The organism is Pseudomonas sp. JZ134 (genome assembly GCF_051027695.1).
GTDB lineage: Bacteria > Pseudomonadota > Gammaproteobacteria > Pseudomonadales > Pseudomonadaceae > Chryseomonas > Chryseomonas luteola.
This window is the reverse complement of record NZ_CP069250.1, coordinates 1,565,062-1,589,723: the sequence shown is the minus strand read 5'-3', so window position 1 is coordinate 1,589,723 and position 24,662 is coordinate 1,565,062. Positions and strand designations below refer to the sequence as shown.

At 52.9% G+C, this 24,662-nt stretch carries 24 protein-coding genes, 4 tRNA genes and 1 pseudogene; 18 read left to right on the top strand and 11 right to left on the bottom strand.

The window, feature by feature from the left end; genetic code table 11:
* Position 1 precedes the first annotated feature (1 nt).
* From queF to JQR86_RS07390, 3 genes are all read right to left on the bottom strand, one after another.
* Entirely contained in the window at positions 2-835 is an 834-nt protein-coding gene (queF, locus tag JQR86_RS07400; RefSeq protein WP_434154617.1) for an NADPH-dependent 7-cyano-7-deazaguanine reductase QueF, read from the bottom strand.
* Between the two features lie 65 nt (positions 836-900).
* Entirely contained in the window at positions 901-1,680 is a 780-nt protein-coding gene (locus tag JQR86_RS07395; RefSeq protein ID WP_150347071.1) for an ABC transporter permease, read from the bottom strand.
* Positions 1,677-2,609: an ABC transporter ATP-binding protein gene (locus JQR86_RS07390; RefSeq protein WP_434154614.1), complete on the bottom strand. Its 933-nt coding sequence runs from the start codon at positions 2,607-2,609 to the stop codon at positions 1,677-1,679. Before JQR86_RS07390 ends, JQR86_RS07395 begins: the two co-directional genes overlap by 4 nt.
* A gap of 163 nt (positions 2,610-2,772) precedes the next feature.
* Here JQR86_RS07390 and JQR86_RS07385 point away from each other — a divergent pair, with 163 nt between their 5' ends.
* Positions 2,773-3,183, top strand: a complete 411-nt coding sequence (locus JQR86_RS07385; protein WP_010794885.1) for a PA2817 family protein — start codon at positions 2,773-2,775, stop codon at positions 3,181-3,183.
* Between the two features lie 84 nt (positions 3,184-3,267).
* On the opposite strand, the gene JQR86_RS07380 is transcribed toward JQR86_RS07385, so the two are convergent.
* From JQR86_RS07380 to JQR86_RS07365, 4 genes are all read right to left on the bottom strand, one after another.
* A tRNA-Gly gene (locus tag JQR86_RS07380) sits at positions 3,268-3,343 on the bottom strand.
* Positions 3,344-3,346: 3 nt separating this feature from the next.
* Positions 3,347-3,422 (bottom strand) — tRNA-Glu (locus JQR86_RS07375).
* 67 nt (positions 3,423-3,489) lie between these two features.
* A tRNA-Gly gene (locus JQR86_RS07370) sits at positions 3,490-3,565 on the bottom strand.
* Positions 3,566-3,568: 3 nt separating this feature from the next.
* A tRNA-Glu gene (locus JQR86_RS07365) sits at positions 3,569-3,644 on the bottom strand.
* A gap of 208 nt (positions 3,645-3,852) precedes the next feature.
* Between JQR86_RS07365 and JQR86_RS07360 the strand changes: the two genes are divergently transcribed.
* Positions 3,853-4,611: a hypothetical protein gene (locus tag JQR86_RS07360; protein ID WP_010794886.1), complete on the top strand. Its 759-nt coding sequence runs from the start codon at positions 3,853-3,855 to the stop codon at positions 4,609-4,611.
* Positions 4,612-4,652: 41 nt separating this feature from the next.
* On the opposite strand, the gene JQR86_RS07355 is transcribed toward JQR86_RS07360, so the two are convergent.
* The 4 genes from JQR86_RS07355 to msrB form a co-directional block, all read right to left on the bottom strand.
* Positions 4,653-5,135, bottom strand: a complete 483-nt coding sequence (locus tag JQR86_RS07355) for a GAF domain-containing protein (protein WP_286787653.1) — start codon at positions 5,133-5,135, stop codon at positions 4,653-4,655.
* The gene (locus tag JQR86_RS07350; protein ID WP_019365804.1) at positions 5,128-6,024 is read right to left on the bottom strand and encodes an ATP-binding protein; all 897 of its coding nucleotides are present in this window, start codon (positions 6,022-6,024) and stop codon (positions 5,128-5,130) included. The genes JQR86_RS07355 and JQR86_RS07350 overlap by 8 nt, the downstream gene beginning before the upstream one ends.
* 76 nt (positions 6,025-6,100) lie before the next feature.
* A complete protein-coding gene (locus tag JQR86_RS07345) occupies positions 6,101-6,616 on the bottom strand; it encodes a glutathione peroxidase (RefSeq protein WP_407363395.1) in 516 nt (171 codons plus the stop codon).
* Positions 6,609-7,007, bottom strand: a complete 399-nt coding sequence (gene msrB, locus JQR86_RS07340) for a peptide-methionine (R)-S-oxide reductase MsrB (RefSeq protein ID WP_010794890.1) — start codon at positions 7,005-7,007, stop codon at positions 6,609-6,611. The genes JQR86_RS07345 and msrB overlap by 8 nt, the downstream gene beginning before the upstream one ends.
* A gap of 196 nt (positions 7,008-7,203) precedes the next feature.
* On the opposite strand from msrB, the gene JQR86_RS07335 reads away from it, so the two are divergent.
* From JQR86_RS07335 to nuoF, 16 genes and pseudogenes are all read left to right on the top strand, one after another.
* Positions 7,204-8,415, top strand: a complete 1,212-nt coding sequence (locus tag JQR86_RS07335; protein WP_010794891.1) for a pyridoxal phosphate-dependent aminotransferase — start codon at positions 7,204-7,206, stop codon at positions 8,413-8,415.
* A gap of 4 nt (positions 8,416-8,419) precedes the next feature.
* A complete protein-coding gene (locus JQR86_RS07330) occupies positions 8,420-8,860 on the top strand; it encodes a hypothetical protein (RefSeq protein WP_010794892.1) in 441 nt (146 codons plus the stop codon).
* Positions 8,861-8,953: 93 nt separating this feature from the next.
* A complete protein-coding gene (htpX, locus tag JQR86_RS07325; protein ID WP_010794893.1) occupies positions 8,954-9,829 on the top strand; it encodes a protease HtpX in 876 nt (291 codons plus the stop codon).
* Positions 9,830-10,327: 498 nt separating this feature from the next.
* Positions 10,328-12,556, top strand: coding sequence for an NADP-dependent isocitrate dehydrogenase (locus JQR86_RS07320; RefSeq protein WP_407361971.1), 2,229 nt, complete (start codon positions 10,328-10,330; stop codon positions 12,554-12,556).
* Between the two features lie 92 nt (positions 12,557-12,648).
* Positions 12,649-13,089: an NUDIX hydrolase gene (locus tag JQR86_RS07315; RefSeq protein WP_407361972.1), complete on the top strand. Its 441-nt coding sequence runs from the start codon at positions 12,649-12,651 to the stop codon at positions 13,087-13,089.
* A 57-nt stretch (positions 13,090-13,146) separates the two neighbouring features.
* On the top strand, positions 13,147-14,265 hold the full coding sequence (mnmA, locus tag JQR86_RS07310) for a tRNA 2-thiouridine(34) synthase MnmA (RefSeq protein WP_074823927.1): 1,119 nt from the start codon (positions 13,147-13,149) through the stop codon (positions 14,263-14,265).
* The gene (gene hflD, locus JQR86_RS07305; protein WP_010794897.1) at positions 14,262-14,882 is read left to right on the top strand and encodes a high frequency lysogenization protein HflD; all 621 of its coding nucleotides are present in this window, start codon (positions 14,262-14,264) and stop codon (positions 14,880-14,882) included. The genes mnmA and hflD overlap by 4 nt, the downstream gene beginning before the upstream one ends.
* Before the next feature lie 89 nt (positions 14,883-14,971).
* Complete coding sequence (gene purB, locus JQR86_RS07300) at positions 14,972-16,342, top strand: adenylosuccinate lyase (RefSeq protein WP_434154612.1); 1,371 nt, start codon at positions 14,972-14,974, stop codon at positions 16,340-16,342.
* 57 nt (positions 16,343-16,399) lie between these two features.
* Positions 16,400-17,572: a cupin domain-containing protein gene (locus JQR86_RS07295; protein ID WP_074823918.1), complete on the top strand. Its 1,173-nt coding sequence runs from the start codon at positions 16,400-16,402 to the stop codon at positions 17,570-17,572.
* A pseudogene (locus JQR86_RS07290) lies at positions 17,565-17,984 on the top strand (GNAT family N-acetyltransferase); the annotation flags it as partial. The gene JQR86_RS07295 and the pseudogene JQR86_RS07290, both read left to right, overlap by 8 nt.
* A gap of 509 nt (positions 17,985-18,493) precedes the next feature.
* Positions 18,494-19,282 carry a secretin N-terminal domain-containing protein gene (locus tag JQR86_RS07285; protein WP_010794901.1) on the top strand — a complete coding sequence of 263 codons (789 nt, stop codon included), beginning with the start codon at positions 18,494-18,496 and terminating at the stop codon, positions 19,280-19,282.
* 481 nt (positions 19,283-19,763) lie between these two features.
* Positions 19,764-20,177: an NADH-quinone oxidoreductase subunit A gene (locus tag JQR86_RS07280; protein WP_010794902.1), complete on the top strand. Its 414-nt coding sequence runs from the start codon at positions 19,764-19,766 to the stop codon at positions 20,175-20,177.
* 10 nt (positions 20,178-20,187) lie between these two features.
* Positions 20,188-20,862: a NuoB/complex I 20 kDa subunit family protein gene (locus JQR86_RS07275; protein ID WP_010794903.1), complete on the top strand. Its 675-nt coding sequence runs from the start codon at positions 20,188-20,190 to the stop codon at positions 20,860-20,862.
* Between the two features lie 45 nt (positions 20,863-20,907).
* Positions 20,908-22,689, top strand: coding sequence for an NADH-quinone oxidoreductase subunit C/D (nuoC, locus tag JQR86_RS07270; protein ID WP_010794904.1), 1,782 nt, complete (start codon positions 20,908-20,910; stop codon positions 22,687-22,689).
* Positions 22,686-23,186: an NADH-quinone oxidoreductase subunit NuoE gene (gene nuoE / locus JQR86_RS07265; protein WP_173869050.1), complete on the top strand. Its 501-nt coding sequence runs from the start codon at positions 22,686-22,688 to the stop codon at positions 23,184-23,186. Before nuoC ends, nuoE begins: the two co-directional genes overlap by 4 nt.
* Positions 23,183-24,532, top strand: a complete 1,350-nt coding sequence (nuoF, locus tag JQR86_RS07260; protein WP_219652342.1) for an NADH-quinone oxidoreductase subunit NuoF — start codon at positions 23,183-23,185, stop codon at positions 24,530-24,532. The genes nuoE and nuoF overlap by 4 nt, the downstream gene beginning before the upstream one ends.
* Positions 24,533-24,662: the final 130 nt, after the last annotated feature.

Below are 24,662 nucleotides of genomic sequence, written 5' to 3'. Positions count from 1 at the left end.
GTCACTGACGGGCCAAGCGCCCTGCTACCGGCAGATGTGCGGCATGAGTGCTTCGATAAGGATTGATATCAAGCCCTCCCCGCCGCACATACCGCGCATAAACAGTAAGCGATTCCGGCTCCAGCACGCTACGCAGATCAAGAAACATGCGCTCGACGCACTGCTCATGAAAATCTGCATGGCGCCTGAAAGAGATGATGTAAGCGAGCAATGACGCCCGATCAAGCACTGCTCTGCCCTCATACTCTATCACAACGCTTCCCCAGTCCGGCTGCCCCGTAACCGGGCAATTGGAGCGAAGCAGATGACTATAAAGCGACTCTTTCACAAGCTGACCAGGTAAGGCTTTTAATAAATCTGGTCTAGGCACATCGTAGTGCTGTACCTCAATATCCAGCTCATCAATACAGCTTCCAGAGGGTGTAACAAACCCTTCCCTGGCTACTAAATCTATTGGCTTTACCAAAACCCCAACGTGGTCTCCTGCTGCCTGAGACAGATCCCTTGTTAAAACCTCAGTGAGCGCCTCAGGACTTTCGAATATTGTCTGATTGAGTGAGTTCAGATACAGCTTGAATGATTTGGATTCGATGATATTTGGCGAGTTGGCCGGTATGGAGAACTCGGCAATAGCAGCGACAGGCTTACCTTTTGAGTTCAGCCAGGACAACTCATAACACGTCCATATATCCATACCGCAGTAAGGTAACGTTTCTCTTGTAAGCCCCAATTCGGTCCATTTAGGGCTACGCGGTATGGGATACAGCAACGAAGGCGTATAGATATCCACGTACTCGCTCGTTTTACCGAGCGGAGAATGATCGACAGTTTGCATAGAATTTCTCAAGAATCCGAGGCGCGCTATGTCAGATGTACTCTCGCCATAGCGTCCTCAATATATCAATGACGCATGCCGCGCCCGCTCGTCAGCAGACGAATGCAGCATATATAGAGAACAATGGCAGCAATCAGCATAAGACCAATCGCGACACCAATTTGGATATCTGAAACGCCCAATATCCCATAGCGGAATGCATTGACCATATGCAGGATGGGATTAGCCATCGACATGCCCTGCCAGAACGGCGGTAGCAGATCGATCGAATAGAACACCCCACCAAGATAAGTCAATGGCGTCAGGATGAACGTGGGCACTATAGAGATATCGTCAAAGTTACGGGCATAGACCGCGTTTATGAAACCACCCAAGGAAAAAATGGCAGCAGTCAGGATGATCACAAGCAACGTGATTCCTAAATGATGCACCTGCACATGGGTAAAAAATAAAGAAAGAACCGTAACGATAGCCGCTACTGCCAGCCCTCTCAGGATACCGCCACACGCATAACCAATAAGAATGACATGAGGTGATACAGGCGAGACCAGCAACTCTTCAACAGAGCGTTGAAATTTACTACTGAAAAAGCTTGATACGACATTGCTATAGGAATTAGTAATAACGGACATCATGATCAAGCCCGGCACAATGTATTCCATATAGGAGAACCCGCCCATGCCTCCTATTCGGCTACCGATCAGATTGCCAAAGATAACGAAGTAAAGGGCCATAGTGATCGCAGGAGGCAACAAGGTCTGCGGCCAAATACGCGTAAAGCGTCGCACCTCCCGATGGACAATCGTTTGCAAGGCAATAAGGTTGGCTTTTATTTCAGTTTTCATCTCGCCACCTTTGCCAAGTTCTTTTCTACCAACGACACGAACAGCTCCTCAAGCCTGTTAGCCTTGTTGCGCATACTGATGACGTCTATGCCTTGAGCATTCAACTGAGTGAACAGGCCATTGATTCCAACACTCTTGTCGATTTGCACTTCAAGCGAGTGACTGGTGATAAGCCTGACCGGATAATCTTGAAGAGCGGGCGCAACTGATAGCGCCTGCTTTACATCAAGAACGAATGTCTCGACATGTAGTTTCTGAAGAAGCTCACGCATGCTGGTGTTTTCCACAATGGTGCCATGGTCAATAATGGCAATGTTGCGGCACAGCTGTTCTGCTTCCTCCAGATAGTGCGTCGTCAGAATGATGCTGACACCCTGCTGATTGAGAGTGGTCAAAAAGCTCCACATCGAACGGCGCAATTCAATATCCACACCAGCAGTAGGCTCGTCCAGTATGAGCAACCTTGGCTTGTGAATGAGCGCCCTGGCGATCATCAAACGCCGTTTCATCCCCCCAGACAACATACGGGACGGGGTATCTCGTTTGTCCCAGAGCCCTAGCTGAGTCAGGTATTCCTCGGCACGCTCCTTGGCCTGCCTGGCAGGTATTCCGTAATAGCCTGCCTGCGTAACCAGAATGTCGAATGCCTTTTCAAACTGATTGAAGTTGAACTCTTGGGGCACAACCCCAAGACAGCGCTTGAGTCCTGCCGGATCACGATCCAGATCGTGTCCGAAGACCGAAACCTGACCACTGCTTTTATTCACCAGCGTGGACAGAATACCTATCGTGGTAGATTTTCCTGCACCATTAGGTCCGAGAAGCGCAAAAAAATCGCCTTCGTTGACATCAAGGTCCAACCCCTTGAGCGCCTGGAAACCATTTCCGTAGGTTTTAGTGAGTTGCCGTATGGACAGAGCTTCGTTCATCTCGCTCACAAATTTCAGAAAATTAGAGGGGCTAAATGAGGGTGCAATACCCGATTTACAACCTTTGACGAATGTAAGCCCACATCATTCCAAATCGGGTGAGAAAAGACAGTCTGGCCATCCCCCTTTATACTGCTCCACTGTATATGAATGGGACATACACATGGCCACTGACTATTTGGAACACAACATGGCGCTTTTGGCGCACCTGCGGACCATATTGGCCGCATTGGGTGAGTCAGAGCAGATTCCTGAAGATAACCACGGGCTATTCTTGGACCGCTTCGACGAGCTTTTGACTGAGCTGCCCAAACATCCGGAAGAAAACCATTATCTAGGGCAGGACCTGATCAGCCAGATTTTCCATCGCTATCCCCAGGTTGCCCATCTAGTACCCAGGGACCTGCTGTGGTTCTTTGGGGGAGATTGTCTTCACTTCATGCCTGACGAGGAAATCGCCCGCTACCAGGCACTGGATGAGCGCCGCTTCGAAGCAGAGGCTGCTGGAGAACCCTTTGACTGGAATCAAGAGAAGCAATTGATGCTGCTTCCAGACAACGGACAAACTCATTAGATAAAGCGATGAGGGTCACAAAGGCCCTCATCAAAAACAAGATGCACAAACAAAAACACCGCCAAGAAGGCGGTGTTTTTAATTTGGAGCGGGAAACGAGACTCGAACTCGCGACCCCGACCTTGGCAAGGTCGTGCTCTACCAACTGAGCTATTCCCGCATATGGCGTCCCCTAGGGGACTCGAACCCCTGTTACCGCCGTGAAAGGGCGGTGTCCTAGGCCACTAGACGAAGGGGACAAACCCTTGAAACATGCAAAGCATATTTCTATTAACACAAGCACCGCGCATGCCATGCTTTAAAACTTGGAGCGGGAAACGAGACTCGAACTCGCGACCCCGACCTTGGCAAGGTCGTGCTCTACCAACTGAGCTATTCCCGCATATGGCGTCCCCTAGGGGACTCGAACCCCTGTTACCGCCGTGAAAGGGCGGTGTCCTAGGCCACTAGACGAAGGGGACGCAGCCTTGGAGCTTTAACAGTTCCTACCTCTTTCGCTTCGCTTTCAGCTTTGCGTCTGAAGTGGCGCGCATTCTAGAGAGACATTCGAGACCCGTCAACACCTATTTAAATTTTTTTAAATCAATGACTTTGCCATTAAAGAAGATGGTCGCGCTGCCAATATAGTAGTACTTGTTTTATTGACTCGCAGGCCAGCAGGAGGCCTTGATGTCTGTATCTATAATTGCCATTTTGGTTGTGACGGGAGCTGTGCTGTTGATTTTCATCAGCTTTCTCAACCAGAAGCTTGAAGCGCATCAGCTTGAAAAGACACGCTTGAAAGCGGAGCTGGTTAACCGCATCCGACGCTATGAGCAGCTGTCCGACACGTTACCGGGGCAATGGATGACCCCTGCCCTCAAGCTTTTACTATCAAGGCTTGAACTGACACTTCTTCAGCGCATGCCTAATAAGGAGAAGACTCCCGTATTGGCGGCACGCATGAATCATCTGGAAGCTGAGCTGGCCAAGGGTGATCAAATCGAGATCACAAACGCAGCCCAGGTTATCGCGAATGAAGCCAAGGCAAAGCAGGTTCGTGCGCAGCTTGAAAATTTACACGCACAAATCACCTACGCCATCCAGAATGGACTGATTGAGGCTAAAGAGGCTGGTTATTGGGACGAGGAAATAAGAGCGCTAATGACGCTACTTCACTTCGAATTCTTTGATCACCTGGGCCGTCAGTTTATTGATCAGGGACAACTGGCTCCTGCCAGACAGGCATTCGAGAAAGCCGCTCAATATATCCGTAAACAGCCTCACTCAGACAAGTTCAATGAACATCTTCAGTACCTTGATGAACAAGTCAGCGTCATCAAGGGAGAAATTGGTGCTGGGCAACCGGTCCGCGAACCTACGCAACTATTAAAGGGGCTAGAGGAGATGGAGAAGGAAGATGCCCCTATGAAGTCACTCTACGACTAATAGCAATAAAAGCGCAGCCCCAAGGGGCTGCGCTTTTATTATCAGCAATCACTTGCGGCTAGCAGTATTGCTGCCAATCGCTCGATACCTTTCTGATCATCCAGACTGAATCTACCTAGCTTGGGGCTATCAAGATCCAGCACACCAATCAGACGCTCATTCTTTATCAATGGGATAACAAGTTCACTGTTTGACGCACTGTCACAAGCAATGTGCCCCGCGAATACATGTACATCCTCAACACGCTGCGTCTCGCGCGTTTGCGCCGCCGCACCACAGACACCACGCCCAAAGGGTATGCGAACGCAGGCAACCTTGCCCTGGAACGGACCAAGCACAAGCTCATTGTCTTTGCACAGATAAAAGCCCGCCCAGTTTAGGTCAGGCAACTCATGGAAAAGAAAGGCAGAACACTGCGAGGCGTTGGCGATGAAATCGTTTTCGCCAGAAAGAAGCGCTTCTAACTGTGCCGCTAGTAGCTCATAGCCACCCAGATCGTTTCCCACTTCACTCAAATCACGCATTTGCGACATCCAAAAGCTGTTTACCAACCCAATGACGGGCGAATTGATAGGCACAGCGGCCATTTCGATTACCTCGGCCGAGCGCCCAGCGAATAGCTTCCTTTTCAGTTTCCTCACTCCACTGCCACACAAGCTGCGCGCGGGTAGCCAATACCTCGACCCAGTGCTTGGTTACCTGAAGAAACTGATCCTGGGTAAAAGGATAAAAGGAAAGCCATAACCCAAATCGATCCGAGAGCGCGATCTTGTCTTCTACCGCCTCACTAGGGTGTAGCTCGCCATCCGCACTTCGCTCCCAGTCAGCGTTATCGCTTTGTCGCTCAGACACCAAATGCCGGCGATTTGAAGTTGCATAAAGCAGAACGTTATCAGGCGCCTGCTCAAGCGAGCCATCCAGTACGCTTTTCAGCACTCGATAATCATCGTTGCTGGCATCAAACGACAAATCATCACAAAACAACACAAACCGCTGAGGCTGTTTACTGATTTGCGCAACCACACGTGGCAGATCTGTCAGATGATCACGCTCAATCTCTATCAGTCGCAATCCGCGCTGTGCATACTCAGCGAGCAATGCTCTGACCAGGGATGACTTGCCTGTACCGCGAGCGCCCCATAACAGAGCATGATTGGCCGGCATGCCGTCTACAAACTGCTGCGTATTCTGCCCAAGCAGGACCTGCTGTCTATCAACGCCCTGTAAATCAGATAATCGCAGATCCAGATTGACTTCAATAGGCTGCAGATAGCCTCCCTGCCCTTCACGACGCCAGCGAGCCGCAACGGTTTGAGACCAATCAATCGGCTCGCGCAGTGCTGGCAATAAAGGCTCCAAACGGGCCAGCACGCCTTCCGCACGTGCCAGAAATGTATCGAGTCTAGATTCCACGTACTTATCCTTACACAAAAACGGCGACTCACCTTTATATATAGCGAGAGCCGCAAGATTCAGCATGACATTCGAGTCACAGCGAAAGAAACCGCTCTACCTGTCCCTTTAGCGACGCAGGCTTCACTAGCGGCGCGAAGCGTTTGATCTTTTCACCATCACCACTAACCAGAAACTTTGTGAAGTTCCACTTTATACGCTGCGTACCTAGCACCCCCGGCGCCTTCGCCTTTAGTACCTCGAATAAAGGATGGGCATCGGCACCATTGACCTCTATCTTTTGAGATACGTTAAAGGAGACACCAAAGCGGGCCTTGCAAAACTGTTCGATCTCACCATTGTCAGCAGGCTCCTGATGACCGAACTGATCACATGGAAAGGCCACAATTACTAGCCCTTGAGCCTTGTAAGCCTGCCACAACGTCTCAAGCCCCTCGTATTGAGGCGTGAATCCACAGCGACTGGCAGTGTTGACCAACAAATAGGCTCGCGCAGAAAGATCAGCCAGGCAGCACGCTTTCCCATTCATCAATGTAAACGGAATCTGCAAAAGGCTTTTCCCTTCCGCAGCCTGAGCGTCTGTTTTATTCATCACGCGGGACAAGATCCAGCGCAACGGAGTTTATGCAGTAACGCAAACCCGTCGGTCGTGGGCCATCCGGGAACACATGCCCCAGGTGCGCATCGCAACGCGAACAAAGCACCTCTATACGATGCATCCCATGACTAAAATCCTCTTCCTCTCGCAAAGCATCATTCGAGATAGGCTGATAAAAGCTGGGCCAGCCACAGCCTGAACTGTATTTGGTCTCCGAGTCGAAAAGCGCTTGCCCACAACAGACACACTGGTACACCCCAGGCGTCTTGGTATCACAGTACTTACCTGTATACGGCGCTTCCGTCGCCTTTAGCCTGCACACCCGAAACTGGTCATTATCCAGCTGGTCACGCCAAACATCTTCGGATTTGATGACTTTATCCATAGGATGAACACCTCCGCCATGGAAAAGGCCCCATCTGTCTCTTTTGAAAACGCAGGGGCAGTCGTATGATCTGCTTCCAGTCTGTCACTCGTTGAGGGCGCTGCCAAGCCGATAGGCACGCCTACCTACAGTCAGACATCGACCATGCACCTTTCGCAGGTCGCTCTTCGCTATTACCAACCGGGATCCGTTACACATGCAGGTCAGTAAATCGAACAAGCTAGCCAACGTCTGCTATGACATTCGTGGGCCAGTGTTAAAGCATGCCAAGCGTCTGGAGGAGGAAGGCCACCGCATCCTCAAACTCAACATTGGCAATCCCGCACCGTTCGGTTTCGAGGCACCTGAAGAAATCCTTCAGGATGTGATCCGCAACCTGCCTACCGCACAAGGTTACAGCGATTCCAAGGGCCTGTTCAGCGCGCGCAAGGCAGTCATGCAGTACTACCAGCAAAAGCAGGTAGAGGGCGTTGGCATTGAAGACATCTATTTGGGTAACGGTGTATCCGAGCTAATCGTCATGGCCATGCAGGCCCTGCTCAATAACGGTGATGAGGTTCTAATCCCGGCGCCAGATTATCCCCTCTGGACTGCAGCTGTCAGCCTGGCGGGCGGCAAACCTGTCCACTACCTATGCGATGAGCAGTCGGACTGGTTTCCGGACCTTTCAGACATGGCCAGCAAAATCACCTCCAATACCAAGGCCCTGGTGCTGATCAACCCGAACAATCCTACGGGTGCCGTGTACTCCAAAGAGGTGCTGGAAGATATCGTGGAGCTGGCGCGCCAGCATAACCTTGTCATTTTTTCGGACGAGATCTATGACAAGATCCTGTACGACGAAGCAGTGCATATTTCAACGGCTTCGCTTGCGCCCGATGTCCTGTGCCTGACGTTTAACGGCCTGTCGAAATCCTACCGCGTGGCAGGCTTCCGTTCGGGCTGGGTTGCCATTTCCGGTCCTAAACATAAAGCTCAGAGCTATATCGAAGGGCTTGATATCCTTGCCAACATGCGCCTATGTGCAAACGTGCCCAGCCAGCATGCCATTCAGACCGCCCTGGGCGGTTACCAGAGCATCAATGACCTGGTACTGCCCAACGGGCGCTTATTGGAACAGCGCAACCGTGCCTGGGCGCTATTGAACGACATCCCTGGCGTAAGCTGCGTAAAGCCTATGGGGGCGCTATATGCCTTCCCCAGGATCGATCCAAAGGTTTGCCCAATCCACAATGATGAAAAGTTTGTTCTGGATCTTCTGCTTTCGGAAAAACTGCTTATCGTTCAAGGCACCGCCTTCAACTGGCCTTGGCCTGACCACTTCCGTGTAGTGACCCTGCCACGCGTGGATGACCTTGAACAGGCTATTGGCCGAATTGGCAATTTCCTCAAACATTACCGGCAGTAGTCCCATGGACCTCCATATCGAAGACTTCTACAAGGATGCAGCGAAAGGCCTGCTGGCGCTTTATCAAAGCTTTCCACGCAAGGCGACGCTCTATGTCGAAGATCTGATTGGACGAGAGGAGCCCGACCAGTTCGGGCTTCCCAGTGTTAGACATCAGAGCTGCTTCAGCGCGCTGCTCTGGCTGGCTGAAGAGGACTATCTGCGCTACACCACTAACCTTGGTTATGATGCACTTGACCAAGCCATCCTGACCGAAAAAGCGTTTCTACGTCTTTCAGCGAGTCACGCCCATTTACTCAAGGAAGCAGAAGCGCTTCCGCCTAGCGTGAGACGCCAACGTTCTACCCTAGCCCAGCATCTACGGGACGCTCTGGCAGAAAGCGATAGCGAACGAGTGGTGCTGTTGACGCGTCTTTTACTCAGGCCTGCCAACAAAACGACATAGTTTGAAATAGTCGCTTGATTGAAACCCTAACAACCGGACCTTATATACGCCGCTAGGAAATAGTCTTCCGGTTGTTAGGAGAAGCTTTACACCATGATGCGAATTCTGCTGTTCCTTGGCACCAACTTGGCCGTACTGCTGATCGCCAGCATTACGCTTAAAGTGCTGGGAGTAGATCGTTTTACAGGCCAGAACTACGGAAGTCTTCTGATTTTCTGTGCCGTCTTCGGTTTTGCCGGCTCGCTATTCTCGCTATTCATTTCCAAGTGGATGGCCAAGATGAGTACCGGAACCGAAATCATCAGTCAGCCCCGGACTCGTCACGAGCAATGGCTACTGCAAACTGTTGAGGATCTGTCTCGCGAGGCGGGCATCCGGATGCCTGAGGTTGGCATCTTTCCTGCCTACGAAGCGAACGCCTTTGCAACGGGCTGGAACAAGAACGATGCACTGGTTGCGGTAAGCCAGGGTTTGCTTGAGCGTTTCTCGCCTGAAGAAGTGCGCGCCGTTCTGGCGCACGAGATCGGTCACGTAGCCAACGGCGACATGGTGACACTGAGCCTGATCCAAGGCGTCGTGAACACCTTTGTCATGTTCTTTGCCCGCATATTCGGCAATTTCATCGACAAGGCCGTCTTCAAGACAGAGGAAGGTCATGGGCCCGCCTATTACATTACCAGTATCGTCGCTGAACTGGTTCTGGGCATCCTGGCGACTATCATCGTCATGTGGTTCTCGCGATTTCGCGAATTCCGTGCCGACGAAGCAGGTGCACGCCTGGCAGGTACAAATGCAATGGTTTCTGCATTACAGCGCTTGCGTGCGGAACAGAACATTCAAGGACAAATGCCAGACACTCTGACCGCTTTTGGAATCAAGAGCAGCAAGGGCCATGGCTTTGCCGGTCTGTTCATGAGCCACCCTCCTCTGGAGGAGCGTATAGAGGCGCTACTGCGCCAACAGCGCTAAATCAAATAAAAAGCCCCGACTTGCTCGGGGCTTTTTATTACGCAGCAGTTAAAAGACTTTATTCGTTTAAAAACTAATTTATTAAAACCAATGGATTAGCCAAGTCCCAAGCAGGAACTACGCTATTTCAAAGAGCCAATTGTTCAGAAAATAAACATTTGAAAGGTAATCACTTCACTTATAAAGATTTGTGTAGTTATTCAAACAAACCCGGCAATGCGAAAGACCTCCCTAGCTGATATACTCCGTGACGATTTTTGGGCCCTAGAAGCCCGAGATCAATCCGGGACGGGTCCGGTCGGGCCTGCCTCAGTGTGTGCAGGCTTGAAACCCGGCGCGTCGTTAACGGCAAACCTTTCTGGCCTGCTCAAGTGCCCGGAATTGTTCTCAAATCTCGCGTTTTCATCTGCGTCTACCGGTGCCTTGTCGGTGAACTAGCTGGTTCGGTGCCATTCAAATAGGCGCAATCGCTATGATACAGAGAGGTTAACGTAACAAATGTCTACAACGTCGAAGATCATCTATACGCTTACAGACGAAGCACCTGCCCTTGCCACCTATTCCCTGCTTCCTATCGTCAAAGCGTTTACCGAATCATCAGGCATTGCTGTTGAAACCCGCGACATCTCTCTAGCTGGCCGCATCATCGCTACTTTTCCTGAATATCTAAGCGAAGACCAAAAGATTTCTGACCACTTGGCTGAACTTGGCCAACTGGCTACCACTCCTGAAGCCAACATCATCAAGCTGCCTAACATCAGCGCCTCGGTTCCTCAGCTGAAAGCAGCTATCAAGGAACTTCAGGATCAAGGCTACACACTACCGAACTACCCGGACGAGCCAAAAGACGACACGGAAAAAGACGTCAAATCTCGCTACGACAAGATCAAAGGCAGCGCTGTTAACCCGGTTCTACGCGAGGGTAACTCTGACCGCCGCGCACCTTTTTCCGTCAAGAATTACGCCAAAAAGCATCCTCATAAAATGGGCGCCTGGAGCGCAGACTCCAAGACCAAGGTCGCGCACATGAATGAGGGCGACTTCTATGGCAGCGAAAAGTCTGCGCTGATCGAAGCATCAGGCACGGTCAAGATCGAGCTGACCACCAACGATGGCAGCACGCAGGTACTGAAGGAAAAAACATCCGTAACAGCTGGCGAGCTGATCGATGCATCAGTCATGAGCAAGAAGGCTCTGGCCAGCTTTATCGAAGCCGCCATTGCTGACGCAAAGAACAGCGACGTTCTGTTGTCCCTGCACCTCAAGGCAACCATGATGAAGGTCTCTGACCCCATCATGTTTGGTCACGTAGTTTCGGTGTTTTATGCTGATGCGCTCAAAAAGCACGCTGACACGTTGAATCAGTTGGGTGTTGATTTAAACAATGGTATTGGTGATCTGTACGCCAAGATCAAAACCTTGCCGGAAGACAAGCAGGCAGAAATCGAAGCGGATATCAAAGCCGTTTACGAGCAGCGCCCCCAGTTGGCCATGGTGAACTCTGACAAGGGTATTACCAACCTGCACGTTCCAAGCGATGTGATTGTCGATGCCTCCATGCCCGCCATGATTCGTGAATCAGGCAAGATGTGGGGCGCCGATGGCAAGCTGTACGATACCCTGGCCATGATCCCTGATCGCTGCTATGCCGGTGTCTATCAAGCGGTTATCGAAGACTGCAAGCAAAACGGCGCTTTCGATCCGGCTACCATGGGTAGCGTACCTAACGTAGGTCTGATGGCTCAGAAGGCCGAGGAATACGGCTCCCACGACAAGACGTTCAAGATCCCCGCCGACGGCGTGGTTCGTGTTACTGACACCAACGGCAATGTTCTTCTTGAGCATACTGTCGAGGCAGGTGATATCTGGCGCATGTGCCAGACCAAGGATGCTCCGGTCCGCGACTGGGTAAAACTGGCAGTTAACCGCGCACGTGCCAGCAACACCCCGGCAGTGTTCTGGCTGGATCCTGCACGCGCCCATGATGCCCAATTGATCAAAAAGGTACAGACCTACCTGAAAGATCACGACACCGCTGGCCTGGACATCCAGATCCTCTCTCCGGTTGAGGCAACTCGCCTGTCCCTTGAGCGCATCCGTGCAGGCAAGGACACGATTTCCGTTACCGGTAACGTGTTGCGTGACTACCTGACCGACCTGTTCCCCATCATGGAGCTTGGTACCAGTGCCAAGATGCTGTCCATCGTTCCGCTCATGAACGGTGGCGGTCTGTTCGAGACTGGCGCGGGCGGCTCTGCACCCAAGCACGTTCAGCAGTTCGTACAGGAAAACCATCTCCGTTGGGACTCTCTAGGTGAGTTCCTGGCGCTCTCCGAATCGCTGGATCACTACGGCCATGCGACCAATAATGCCAAGGCCCGCCTGTTCGCTAAGACACTGGACCAAGCCAACGGTAAGTTCCTGGACAGCAACAAGTCGCCTTCACGCAAGGTAGGCGAACTGGACAACCGTGGCAGCCACTTCTACCTAGCCCTTTACTGGGCTCAGGCACTGGCTGAGCAAACCGAGGATGGCGAACTGCAGGCGAAGTTTTCCAAGCTGGCCAAGCAGCTTGCCGACAATGAAGCCAAGATCGTTGCCGAATTGAACGAAGTACAGGGCAAGCCTGTGGATATTGGTGGCTATTACCACCCGAACGCAGAACTTGCCAGCAAGGCAATGCGTCCAAGCGCGACCCTTAACGAAGCCCTGGCCACGCTGTCCTAATATGACATGCTAGTGCTTACAGAACCCCGGCCCAGTGCCGGGGTTCTGCTTTCAGCCTTTACCTCTATGCTTCACTGAAAACAGGGCCTCTTATGAAATGGGAACCCCATATCACCGTCGCAACCGTTATTGAAGATCAGGGACGTTTTCTGTTTACCGAAGAACTGATTGATGGCCAGCCACGCCTCAATCAGCCGGCCGGGCACCTTGAGGCCAATGAAAGCCTGCTCGACGCCGCCCGTAGAGAAACCCTCGAAGAAACCGGTTGGGAAGTTGAGCTTACAGGCGTCACAGGCATTTACTTGTATACCGCTCCCAGCAACGGCGTGACCTACCAGCGCGTCTGCTTTTCAGCGCGTCCGCTTCGCCACCTACCCGAGCACCCACTCGACGAGGGCATTATCGGCCCTAAATGGATGACACGAGAGGAGCTGATTGTAAATGAGGCCTCCTGGCGCAGTGAGTTGGTCCTGCGCTGCGTTGATGATTATCTCAGCACTGGCTCCTTCCCCTTGGAAGTGATCCGTCTCTAAGTCGCCGCGCCCTGCCCTACCCTGTTAAACTGTGCTTTTTCCTGAATACTTCTGCATATGCATACGCCCTCTTCAACACGCGTCATCGTCGGCATGTCAGGCGGAGTGGACTCCTCTGTTTCAGCGCTGCTCCTGAAGGAACAGGGATACCAGGTCGAAGGCCTCTTCATGAAAAACTGGGAAGAGGATGACGGCACTGAATACTGTACAGCCAAAGAAGACCTAGCTGACGCCCAGGCAGTGTGCGACCGGCTTGGTATCAAGCTGCACACGGCCAACTTCGCAGCCGAATATTGGGATAACGTCTTCGAACACTTCCTGGAAGAGTACAAGGCAGGCCGAACGCCCAATCCAGACATCCTGTGTAACCGGGAAATCAAGTTCAAGGCATTTCTTGACTACGCCTTGATGCTGGGGGGCGATCTTATCGCCACGGGTCATTATGTTCGCCGTCGGGACGAAAACGACCAGACCCAGCTACTAAAAGGCCTGGATCCCAACAAGGACCAGAGCTATTTCCTCCACGCGGTGGGTGGCGAACAGCTGGCCAAGACATTGTTCCCGGTAGGCGAACTGGAAAAGCCCGAAGTTCGCGCGATTGCCGAAAAATACGGACTGGCCACAGCACGCAAAAAAGACTCTACCGGTATCTGCTTTATCGGCGAGCGCCGCTTTGCCGATTTCCTCAAGCAGTACCTGCCCGCTCAGCCCGGCAATATCGAAACCACCGAAGGCAAGATCATCGGCAAACATCATGGACTGATGTATCACACCATTGGCCAGCGGCAGGGGCTGGGCATCGGTGGCATGAAGGATTCCGGAGATGACCCGTGGTACGTCCTGAGCAAAGACCTGAAGCGTAACGTTCTGATCGTTGGTCAGGGTAACGAACACCCCTGGCTGTATTCTCAAGCGTTGACCGTCAACACTATTTACTGGGTCAACCCGGTCGATTTGACGTCCCCTCTCAAGCTGAAAGCCAAAGTACGGTATCGCCAGCAGGATCAGGCCTGCCGCCTTGAAAGAACAGCCACCGGTTATCGTGCTGTCTTTGAAGTGCCACAAAGGGCTGTCACCCCAGGTCAATCTGTTGTTTTCTATGATGGAGAGATTTGCCTGGGTGGTGGTGTTATCGAAGACGCTGAGCCTGCATATAGGGAGAGCCCTGCAGCATGACGTCGATACATGAGCAACTGGTAGCACTGGGTGCTGTCTTCGAGGCCGCGTTTCTGGTTGATCGCCTGGCCAAGACGGGACAGATCAGCGAGGCGCCACTGGCCTGCATGTTGGGCAGCCTGCTGGCTACAAACCCACAAACCACACTTGAGGTCTATGGCGGAGACAGTATCGACCTGCGCGATGGCATGAGGGCGTTGTCCAGCGCCCTGGAGCGCAACCCCTCAAGCCTGCAGCGAGAGCCTCTTAAATACGCCTTGTCGATGATTGCTCTGGAACGACGGCTAGACCGGCGCGAAGATATGCTGGAACTGATTGGCAAGCGCCTTGATCAGGTGCAGCAGCAGGTTCAACACTTTGGTTTGACGCATGAAAACGTCATTGCCAGCTTTGGCAGTATCTATGAAGACACACTGAGTACATTTCGCCAGCGTATTCAAGTGCATGGCGAGATGCGTTACCTACAGATACCAGCCAACGCCGCCAAGGTGAGAGCATTGCTATTGGCCGGCATTCGTTCTGCCCGTCTCTGGCGACAACTGGGCGGACACCGCTGGCAGATGGTCTTTAGTCGGCGCAAGATGCTTGATGAGCTCTATCCTCTCCTGAACAGCTGATCAGCCATCTCGCTCGCGCTCAGCCAAACATGGCGCTTTGGTGTATGCTATCGCGCCTTTTTCCTCTCATTGACTGTCGAGAATGCCCCATGCAGCTTTCCTCGCTTACCGCGGTTTCGCCTATTGACGGCCGCTATGCCAGCAAAACCCAAGCCCTGCGCCCGATTTTCAGCGAATACGGTCTGATCCGTTTCCGCGCCATGGTTGAAGTTCGCTGGCTCCAGCGTCTGGCCTCGCATGATGCCATTCCCGAAGTAGCGCCCTTCTCCACGCAGGCCAATGAGATTCTGGAAAAGCTGGTAACCAGTTTTAGCCTGGAGCAGGCAGAACGGGTAAAGGAAATCGAGCGCACGACCAACCACGACGTCAAGGCTATTGAGTATCTGCTGAAGGAGCAGGCTGCAGCACTGCCTGAGCTCAATGCCGTCAGCGAATTCATCCACTTCGCTTGCACATCAGAAGATATCAATAACCTTTCTCATGCACTCATGCTTCGCGAAGGTCGTGATACCGTTCTATTACCACTGATGCGTAATATTTCGGGCGCCATCCGCGAGCTGGCACACCGTTTTGCCGACGTCCCGATGCTGTCGCGCACTCACGGACAGCCAGCCTCCCCTACTACACTGGGTAAGGAACTGGCCAACGTGGTGTATCGCCTGGATCGCCAGATCAAGCAGATTGCTGGTATCGAGCTGCTTGGCAAGATCAACGGCGCCGTAGGTAACTACAACGCACACCTGTCGGCCTATTCCCAAATCAATTGGGAGGCGAACGCACAAGCCTTCGTCGAGAATGACCTGGGTCTTATCTGGAACCCCTACACTACGCAAATCGAGCCGCATGACTATATTGCGGAACTGTTCGATGCCATTGCTCGCTTCAACACCATCCTGATCGATTTTGATCGGGATATCTGGGGCTATATTTCGCTAGGCTACTTCAAGCAGAAAACCGTTGCGGGCGAAATCGGTTCTTCGACCATGCCACATAAGGTCAATCCGATCGACTTCGAGAACTCCGAAGGCAACCTTGGTATTGCCAATGCACTTCTGCAGCACCTTGCCAGCAAGTTGCCTATCTCTCGCTGGCAGCGCGACCTGACCGACTCGACGGTGCTTCGTAATCTGGGTGTCGGCTTCGCCCATAGTGTTATTGCCTATGAAGCCACGCTCAAGGGCATCAGCAAGCTGGAGCTGAATGCGCAGCGTATCGCTGACGATCTGGACAACTGCTGGGAAGTCTTGGCCGAGCCGGTTCAAACCGTCATGCGTCGTTACGGCGTAGCTAATCCGTATGAAAAGCTCAAGGAATTGACCCGCGGCAAAGGCATCAGCGCCGAAGCCCTGCAAACTTTTATTGAAGGGCTGGACATTCCTGCAGAGGCCAAGGCAGAACTCAAGGCGCTGACACCTGCCAACTATATTGGTAATGCTATAGAGCAAGCCAAGCGTATTTGAATACCGAGCCTATTCTTATGCCCGGCTGCGCCGGGCTTTTTTATTTCAGAGACAGACATGAACGCAGACACTCCTTTGCAACTGTTGGGCGGCCTGACGGCTCGAGAATTCCTGCGCGACTATTGGCAGCGCAAACCCCTGTTGATCCGTCAGGCCATCCCGGATTTCGAAACACCGCTATCTCCTGACGAACTTGCTGGCCTCGCCCTTGAGGAAGAAGTTGAATCACGCATCATCGCGCCCGGAGAACAAGGCCCATGGCAGCTACGCCAAGGTCCCTTCAAGGAAGAAGACTTTTCTACCCTGCCTGAGCGTGAGTGGACACTGCTCGTTCAAGCGGTTGACCAGTTCGTTCCTGAAGTAGCCGAATTGGTCGAGCCATTCAAATTCCTGCCAAGCTGGCGCATCGACGACGTCATGATCAGCTATGCAGCACCAGGCGGCGGCGTTGGTCCCCACTACGACAACTACGACGTATTCCTTTTGCAAGGTTATGGTCGACGTCGCTGGAAGATCGGTCAGCGTTGCACCAGTGAAAGTCCTTTACAGGACAACCCGGATATCAAGATCCTGGCGGAATTTGAGCAGACCGATGAATGGGTGTTGGAACCCGGCGACATGTTGTATCTACCCCCTCAGCTTGCCCATGATGGCATTGCCGAGGATGAGTGCATGACCTATTCGATAGGTTTTCGCGCACCCAGTACCTCAGAGGTCTTGACGCACTTCACCGACTTTTTGACTCAGTTCATCCCGGAAGAAGAGCGCTATAGTGATGCAGGCACTGAACCTGTGCAGGCAGTAGACTCTGGCCAGATCAAGCAAGACGCTGTAGATCGCCTTAAAGCCCTTATACAAGAACACATCAATGATGAGCGGATGCTATTGGCCTGGTTTGGCCAATACATGACCGAGCCGCGCTACCCTGAACTGATCAGCGGCGAGTCTCTTCTAGAAGGTGATCTGGTCCAAGCTCTGGAAGATGGCGCCTGCCTTATACGCAACCCCAGCGCACGACTGGCCTGGTCACAAATGGGCGACGATGTGATGATTTTCGCGAGCGGTCAAAGCAGATTACTTTCCGGCCACCTTCAACCCTTGCTTGCGCTGGTATGCTCAGCTGACGCATTGCATCAAGAAAACCTGGGCAACTGGCTAGAGGATGAAGCCGGCCGGGAACTGATACGCGAACTCATTGAACAAGGCAGCCTGGTATTTGCTGATGAGTGATCTCTCTATCCGCGTCGCAGACTGGAAGCGTGACAACGAGGCCCTGAGACATATACGAGAAACCGTATTTGTCCAAGAGCAGGCTGTACCGCCAGAAATGGAATGGGACTCGGAAGATGAGCATGCCATACACTTTCTGGCTCAAGAGGGTCTTTATCCAGTAGGCACTGCTCGCCTACTGGAGGATGGCCGCATAGGTCGCGTTGCGGTTTTACGCGATTGGCGCGGCCTCAATGTTGGCTCAACCATCATGCATGCAGTGATATCCGAGGCCGAGCGACGCGGATTACATCGTCAGGTTTTGAGCGCACAAATCCAGGCCATTCCGTTTTATCAACGCTTGGGGTTTACTGTCACCAGTGATGAATATCTGGAGGCGGGTATCGCCCATGTCGACATGACCAGACACTCTACGCTGGAGCAAACAGAGACCGTAGCAGCCGATGAAAAGCGTGAGATGCGCTTCGAGACTCCTGATGCTGCTGCTCTCCATATCGTTGAATTGCTTTCCCAGGCACGACGCAGCATCTGTATCTATAGTCCAGACTTTGAACCACAACTCTACAACCGCAGCGATGTAGAGCACGCTATTACACGTTTTTTACTGGCGCACCCTCGCAATCGCCTGCGTGTACTGCTCAAGGACTCAGGCCAAGCTGTACGTCAGAGCCATCGACTCATCAATCTGGCACGACGCCTGACCAGTAACTTTTTAATTCGCAGGCGCTCGCCTGATTATCCGGCAGACGACACCGCTTACGTACTGATAGACGATCAGGGCCTGGTGATTCGCAACAACCTACAGCTATATACCGGTACGGCCTATTACAACGCGAGAGCCACTGTTCGCTTGCAACAGAGCCGATTCGACAGCATCTGGCAAACCAGCCAATCGGACCCTAACGTGAGAAGCATGGTGTTATGAAGCCCTATCGCGCGTACTTGGCCTTATTTCTGTCCATGCTGATGACTGCTTTCGCAGCACAGGCGGCACCTCGTACTGAAGTGATTCCCCTTAATTACAGAACCGCCGATGAACTGCTGCCTATCGTGCAATCCACTTTGGGCTCAGAAGGCAAAGTCAGTACCTATGGCAATCAACTAATCGTTAATGCTGAGTCGAACAAAATCACAGAAATCAAAAGCCTGTTATCTCAATTGGATACAGAGCCGCATCGCCTTTTGATTACTGTCGATACACGCGATGCAGATGAGGGCGATGAGCAGGGTTACTCGGTTAACGGACGACTGGGTAATCATCCAGACACGCATGTTCGCATCATCAGTAACAGCACCGGTACACAGCAAGACGGCACACAGCAGGTACAGGCAACGGAAGGCTCCCCTGCCTTGGTCAAGATTGGTCAAAGCGTGCCTATTTCCACCACTGAAATCGACCCTTACGGTCGCCCTTATACCCGTACTGAGTATCGCGATCTCAACCGTGGCTTTTACGTTACTGCCAGCCTTACAGGCAATCTTGTACATTTGACAATAGATGGCGGCAACAACAGCCTGGACAGAAATCAGCCCAACACTATCAATACTCAATCCACCAGCACCCGCGTCAGCGGCCGGCTAGGCGAATGGATTACGCTGAGCGGTTTTTCACAGAATGCTTCACGCTCTGAAGACAGAATCCTGTATGAATATTCAACTCGGGGCAGTCAGGATACTCAACTCAGGGTCAAGGTGGACCTTCTCGACTAAAAACACCCTGGCGTATCAACCTTCAAGACGCACATATCTCACTAGCGTCCATGCATTGACTGCACTTCACAACACGCTTCATCTGTCGTATTCGAATCCAGGTGATATCAATAAGATATTACCTGGACCCTTCATATTAAACGCTAAACTTACGCAGCTTATTTATAAAGAACAATACTTCTAGCAATTGGGAGTGAGCCTGCTACGCTAATAACAAGAGCGATTTGCACGTATAAAACCAACTAAATCACTCAATTATTAGAGCGTCCAAATAGCGAATTTAGTTGAGAATAAATCTTAATAAACAAAGATTTAATCCACTTTACCTGAATACGATTGACGGAAATCATTTAAACAAATCTTTTTTCGTCAAAAATTTTACACACGCGTTATTCAGGAATAGAATTCCACCGCCGCTTGCGACGTCATGTCGCAGGATGAGGCAGGATTTTTACTAGCAAAAACGATAAGGACCATGAGCATGCCTGATACGACCGGTCTTCTAGCTCACAATTGGAGCTTTGCGATTTTCCTTTTGGGTGTAGTCGGTCTTATAGGATTCATGCTCGGCGTTTCCAGCCTGCTAGGCAGCCGTGCTGTTGGCCGTAGTAAAAACGATCCCTTCGAGTCGGGTATCGTTCCTACCGGTGGAGCGCGACTGCGCCTCTCCGCTAAATTCTATCTGGTCGCGATGCTGTTCGTGATCTTTGACGTCGAAGCGCTCTTTCTCTTCGCATGGTCCGTATCCGTCCGTGAATCAGGATGGGCTGGATTCATCGAAGTTACAGTTTTCATAGCAATTCTGTTGGCGGGTCTTGTTTACCTATGGCGGATCGGGGCGCTCGACTGGGCTCCTGAAGGCCGCCGTAAGCGGCAGGCGAAGCTAAAACAATGAGGCTTTGGCGATGCAATACAAACTTACCAGGATCGATCCCGATGCGGTCGTAGAACGCTATCCGGCCGGGACACGGGAAACCGTTTCCGATCCGACTGAAGGGCAAGTCCATAAGAACATCTTTATGGGCAAACTCGATGACGTCCTGCACAACACCGTCAACTGGGGGCGCAAGAACTCCCTCTGGCCTTACAACTTCGGTCTTTCGTGCTGCTATGTGGAAATGACCACAGCGTTTACCGCGCCGCACGATATCGCCCGCTTTGGTGCTGAAGTTATCCGGGCCTCACCGCGGCAGGCGGATTTCATGGTGGTGGCAGGTACCTGCTTTATAAAGATGGCTCCGGTCATTCAGCGTCTGTACGAACAGATGCTCGAACCCAAGTGGGTCATCTCAATGGGCGCCTGCGCTAATTCCGGTGGTATGTACGACGTGTACTCGGTAGTCCAGGGCGTGGACAAGTTCCTGCCTGTAGACGTCTATATTCCGGGCTGCCCTCCTCGTCCCGAGGCATTCCTCCAAGGCTTGATGCTCTTGCAGGACTCGATTGGCGAAGAGCGTCGTCCACTCTCATGGGTTGTTGGTGAGCAAGGTATTTATCGTGCCGAGATGCCAGCCCAACGAGAGCAGCGACGCGAACAGCGTATTCAGGTAACCAACCTGCGCAGCCCCGACGAAGTGTGAGCCCTCAGGCTCACACGTGACGTTGACCGATAGCGACGGATAATCATGACTGCAGACACTGTTCTGTCCGCACCCCTGCACGCTGCCCAAGATGAAGGCGTGGTGGGTGAACTCAAGGCACGCTTTAGCGCGGATGCGCTAACTGTTCAAACTACTCGTACGGGCATGCCCGTAGTGTGGGTGCCCCGTGAAAAGCTTAAAGAAGTACTGACCTACCTGCGTAACCTGCCGCGTCCGTACGTCATGCTGTACGACCTGCACGGCATGGATGAACGGCTGCGTACCCAGCGCCGCGGCCTGCCGCCGGCCGACTTCACTGTGTTCTATCAGTTGATGTCCATCGAGCGGAATAGCGATGTGATGATCAAGGTCGCGCTGTCGATGAACGACCTGACCTTGCCCACCGTGACTGATATCTGGCCGAACGCTAACTGGTACGAGCGTGAAGTCTGGGACATGTTCGGCATCCGGTTCGACGGCCATCCCCTGCTCAAGCGGATGCTGATGCCTGACAGCTGGCAAGGCCACCCGCTGCGCAAGGACTATCCAGCCCGCGCGACGGAATTCGACCCCTACGCCCTGAACGCGGCGAAGCAGGATCTGGAGCAGGAAACCCTGCGCTTCAAGCCTGAAGAATGGGGCATGAAGCAGCAGAGCGACACGTCTGACTTCATGTTCCTGAACCTGGGTCCGAACCACCCGTCCGCCCACGGTGCCTTCCGTATCATTCTTCAGCTGGACGGCGAAGAGATTGTCGACTGCGTTCCCGAGATCGGCTATCACCACCGCGCAGCCGAGAAAACTGGCGAACGTCAATCCTGGCACAGTTACATTCCTTATACCGACCGGGTTGACTACCTGGGCGGTGTCATGAACAACCTCCCCTACGTACTGGCCGTTGAAAAGCTTGCCGGAATTACAGTCCCTGCACGGGTTGAGGTGATTCGAATCATGATGTGTGAATACTTCCGCATCATGAGTCATCTCCTGTTCCTGGGTACCTATATTCAGGACGTGGGCGCCATGACACCGGTCTTCTTCGCCTTTACGGATCGTCAGCGCGCCTACAAGGTGGTAGAAGCCATTACCGGCTTCCGGATGCACCCAGCATGGTTCCGTATTGGCGGTGTGGCCCATGACCTGCCTCGAGGATGGGACAAGCTGGTCAAGGAGTTCGTTGACTGGCTACCCAAGCGTCTGGATGAATACGAAAAATCAGCCATTCGGAACAGCATCCTAAAAGGTCGTACCGTAGGTGTAGCCCATTACAACACTGAAGAAGCGTTGCGTTGGGGCGTAACCGGCCCGAATTTGAGAGCCACCGGCCTGAACTTCGACATGCGCAAGGCACGGCCTTATTCGGGTTATCAGAACTTCGAATTCGAAGTGCCTATCGCGCACAACGGCGATGCCTATGATCGTTGCCTGGTCCGTATCGAAGAGATGCGTCAGAGCCTGCGTATTATCGATCAGTGTCTGAAGAACATGCCTGAAGGCCCCTTCAAGGCAGACCATCCGCTGACGACGCCGCCACCTAAAGAGCGCACGCTGCAACACATCGAGACCCTGATCACTCACTTCCTGCAAGTTTCCTGGGGACCGGTCATGCCGGCCAATGAATCCATGCAGATAATCGAGGCGACCAAAGGGTTGAACAGTTATTACCTGACGAGCGATGGCAGCACCATGAGCTACCGGACTCGCATTCGTACGCCCAGCTTCCCGCATCTGCAACAGATCCCCTCGGTGATCCGAGGCAGCATGGTGGCGGACCTGATCGCCTACCTGGGCAGTATCGATTTCGTCATGGCCGATGTGGACCGCTGATCATGAGTACACTGATTCAAACTGATCGTTTCGAGCTGAGTGAAACCGAACGCTCTGCCATCGAACATGAAATGCATCACTACGAAGATGCCCGTGCGGCATCTATCGAAGCACTGAAAATCGTTCAAACGGAACGTGGCTGGGTCCCGGATGGCGCTATCTATGCCATCGGTGAAATCCTCGGCATTCCTGCAAGCGATGTGGAAGGCGTAGCTACCTTCTATAGCCAGATTTTTCGTCAGCCCGTCGGCCGTCATATTATCCGCGTCTGCGACAGCATGGTCTGCTATATCGGCGGCCATGAATCCGTACTGGGACAAATCCAGGAGCAATTAGGTATCGGCCTGGGCCAGACGACCGCTGATGGTCGCTTTACCCTGCTCCCGACATGCTGCCTTGGCAACTGCGACAAAGCCCCTGCCCTGATGATCGATGAGGACACTTACGGCAATATCCAGCCGTCCGGTGTCGCCAAATTGCTGGAGGGTTATGTATGACGCTTACCTCCGTGGGTCCTGCGAACAAAATCGCTCGTACACCTGAAACTCACCCGCTTACCTGGCGTCTGCGTGACGATGCCGCGCCGGTCTGGCTTGAGGAATACACGTCCAAAGACGGCTATAGCGCTGCGCGCAAGGCGCTGGCTGACATGGCATCTACGGATATCGTTCAGACTGTCAAGGACTCGGGCCTCAAGGGCCGCGGTGGTGCGGGTTTCCCGACTGGCGTCAAATGGGGCCTGATGCCTGCTGATGAAAGTCTGAACATTCGTTATCTGCTGTGCAACGCTGACGAAATGGAACCTAACACCTGGAAGGACCGCCTGCTCATGGAGCAGCTGCCGCACCTCCTGGTAGAAGGCATGATCATCAGCGCACGGGCCTTGAAGGCCTACCGCGGCTATATCTTTCTTCGTGGTGAGTATGTCGATGCCGCACGCAACCTGAATCGCGCCATCGAGGAAGCCAAGGCCGCTGGCTACCTTGGCAAAAACATCTTTGGCAGTGGCTTTGACTTCGAGCTGTTTGTTCACACCGGTGCAGGCCGCTACATCTGCGGTGAAGAAACCGCCCTGATCAATTCGCTTGAAGGCCGCCGGGCCAACCCACGTTCCAAACCGCCTTTCCCTGCTGCTGTTGGCGTCTGGGGCAAGCCGACTTGCGTAAATAATGTCGAAACCCTGTGCAACGTGCCAGCCATCGTCGCCAATGGCGTCGATTGGTACAAATCATTGGCGCGCGAGGGAAGCGAAGACATGGGTACAAAACTCATGGGCTTCTCCGGCAAGGTCAAGAATCCCGGGGTGTGGGAGTTGCCGTTTGGCATACCCGCTCAAGAGCTATTCGAAGACTATGCTGGTGGTATGCGCGAAGGCTATACCCTGAAGGCCTGGCAGCCAGGTGGTGCAGGCACGGGCTTTCTGCTGCCGGAGCATCTTTCGGCACCTATGTTTGCTGGCGGTATCGCCAAAGTGGGTACCCGTATGGGGACCGGCCTCGCCATGGCGGTAGACCATACCGTTAATATGGTTTCGCTGCTGCGCAACATGGAAGAGTTCTTTGCCCGTGAGTCCTGTGGCTGGTGTACGCCCTGCCGCGACGGTCTGCCATGGAGCGTCAAGCTCTTGCGCGCGCTGGAAAAAGGCGAAGGTCAAAGCGGCGATATCGAGACGCTACTGCAGCTATGCACCTTCCTTGGCCCAGGCAAAACGTTCTGTGCTCATGCCCCTGGTGCGGTCGAGCCACTGGCCAGCGCAATCAAGTATTTCCGCAGCGAATTCGAGGCGGGCGTGAATAAGGCTCCCAGCGAGCCCCAGCCTTCCGTTGTAGAAACAGTCATTTGATTTGTGTGCCGGCTCGCTGAGCTGGCCACTGTCGCCGCCTGAACGCATGTGTAAAGACGGCGACACCGTGATTCCAATAGCCACGCCGCGGTAAGGCTGTGGAAAGGCTCAAGCCTTTCCAGGTCCCCCG

Coding starts and splice junctions, on each gene's coding strand:
- nuoC (WP_010794904.1), top strand. CDS start 20,908: ATGACTGCAGACACTGTTCTGTCCGCACCCCTGCACGCTGCCCAAGAT.
- JQR86_RS07395 (WP_150347071.1), bottom strand. CDS start 1,680: ATGAAAACTGAAATAAAAGCCAACCTTATTGCCTTGCAAACGATTGTC.
- queF (WP_434154617.1), bottom strand. CDS start 835: ATGCAAACTGTCGATCATTCTCCGCTCGGTAAAACGAGCGAGTACGTG.
- JQR86_RS07275 (WP_010794903.1), top strand. CDS start 20,188: ATGCAATACAAACTTACCAGGATCGATCCCGATGCGGTCGTAGAACGC.
- JQR86_RS07360 (WP_010794886.1), top strand. CDS start 3,853: ATGTCTGTATCTATAATTGCCATTTTGGTTGTGACGGGAGCTGTGCTG.
- JQR86_RS07315 (WP_407361972.1), top strand. CDS start 12,649: ATGAAATGGGAACCCCATATCACCGTCGCAACCGTTATTGAAGATCAG.
- JQR86_RS07390 (WP_434154614.1), bottom strand. CDS start 2,609: ATGAACGAAGCTCTGTCCATACGGCAACTCACTAAAACCTACGGAAAT.
- JQR86_RS07330 (WP_010794892.1), top strand. CDS start 8,420: ATGGACCTCCATATCGAAGACTTCTACAAGGATGCAGCGAAAGGCCTG.
- JQR86_RS07285 (WP_010794901.1), top strand. CDS start 18,494: ATGAAGCCCTATCGCGCGTACTTGGCCTTATTTCTGTCCATGCTGATG.
- purB (WP_434154612.1), top strand. CDS start 14,972: ATGCAGCTTTCCTCGCTTACCGCGGTTTCGCCTATTGACGGCCGCTAT.
- JQR86_RS07280 (WP_010794902.1), top strand. CDS start 19,764: ATGCCTGATACGACCGGTCTTCTAGCTCACAATTGGAGCTTTGCGATT.
- nuoF (WP_219652342.1), top strand. CDS start 23,183: ATGACGCTTACCTCCGTGGGTCCTGCGAACAAAATCGCTCGTACACCT.
- hflD (WP_010794897.1), top strand. CDS start 14,262: ATGACGTCGATACATGAGCAACTGGTAGCACTGGGTGCTGTCTTCGAG.
- JQR86_RS07335 (WP_010794891.1), top strand. CDS start 7,204: ATGCAGGTCAGTAAATCGAACAAGCTAGCCAACGTCTGCTATGACATT.
- htpX (WP_010794893.1), top strand. CDS start 8,954: ATGATGCGAATTCTGCTGTTCCTTGGCACCAACTTGGCCGTACTGCTG.
- JQR86_RS07345 (WP_407363395.1), bottom strand. CDS start 6,616: ATGAATAAAACAGACGCTCAGGCTGCGGAAGGGAAAAGCCTTTTGCAG.
- JQR86_RS07320 (WP_407361971.1), top strand. CDS start 10,328: ATGTCTACAACGTCGAAGATCATCTATACGCTTACAGACGAAGCACCT.
- JQR86_RS07355 (WP_286787653.1), bottom strand. CDS start 5,135: ATGCGTGATTTGAGTGAAGTGGGAAACGATCTGGGTGGCTATGAGCTA.
- JQR86_RS07295 (WP_074823918.1), top strand. CDS start 16,400: ATGAACGCAGACACTCCTTTGCAACTGTTGGGCGGCCTGACGGCTCGA.
- JQR86_RS07385 (WP_010794885.1), top strand. CDS start 2,773: ATGGCCACTGACTATTTGGAACACAACATGGCGCTTTTGGCGCACCTG.
- msrB (WP_010794890.1), bottom strand. CDS start 7,007: ATGGATAAAGTCATCAAATCCGAAGATGTTTGGCGTGACCAGCTGGAT.
- mnmA (WP_074823927.1), top strand. CDS start 13,147: ATGCATACGCCCTCTTCAACACGCGTCATCGTCGGCATGTCAGGCGGA.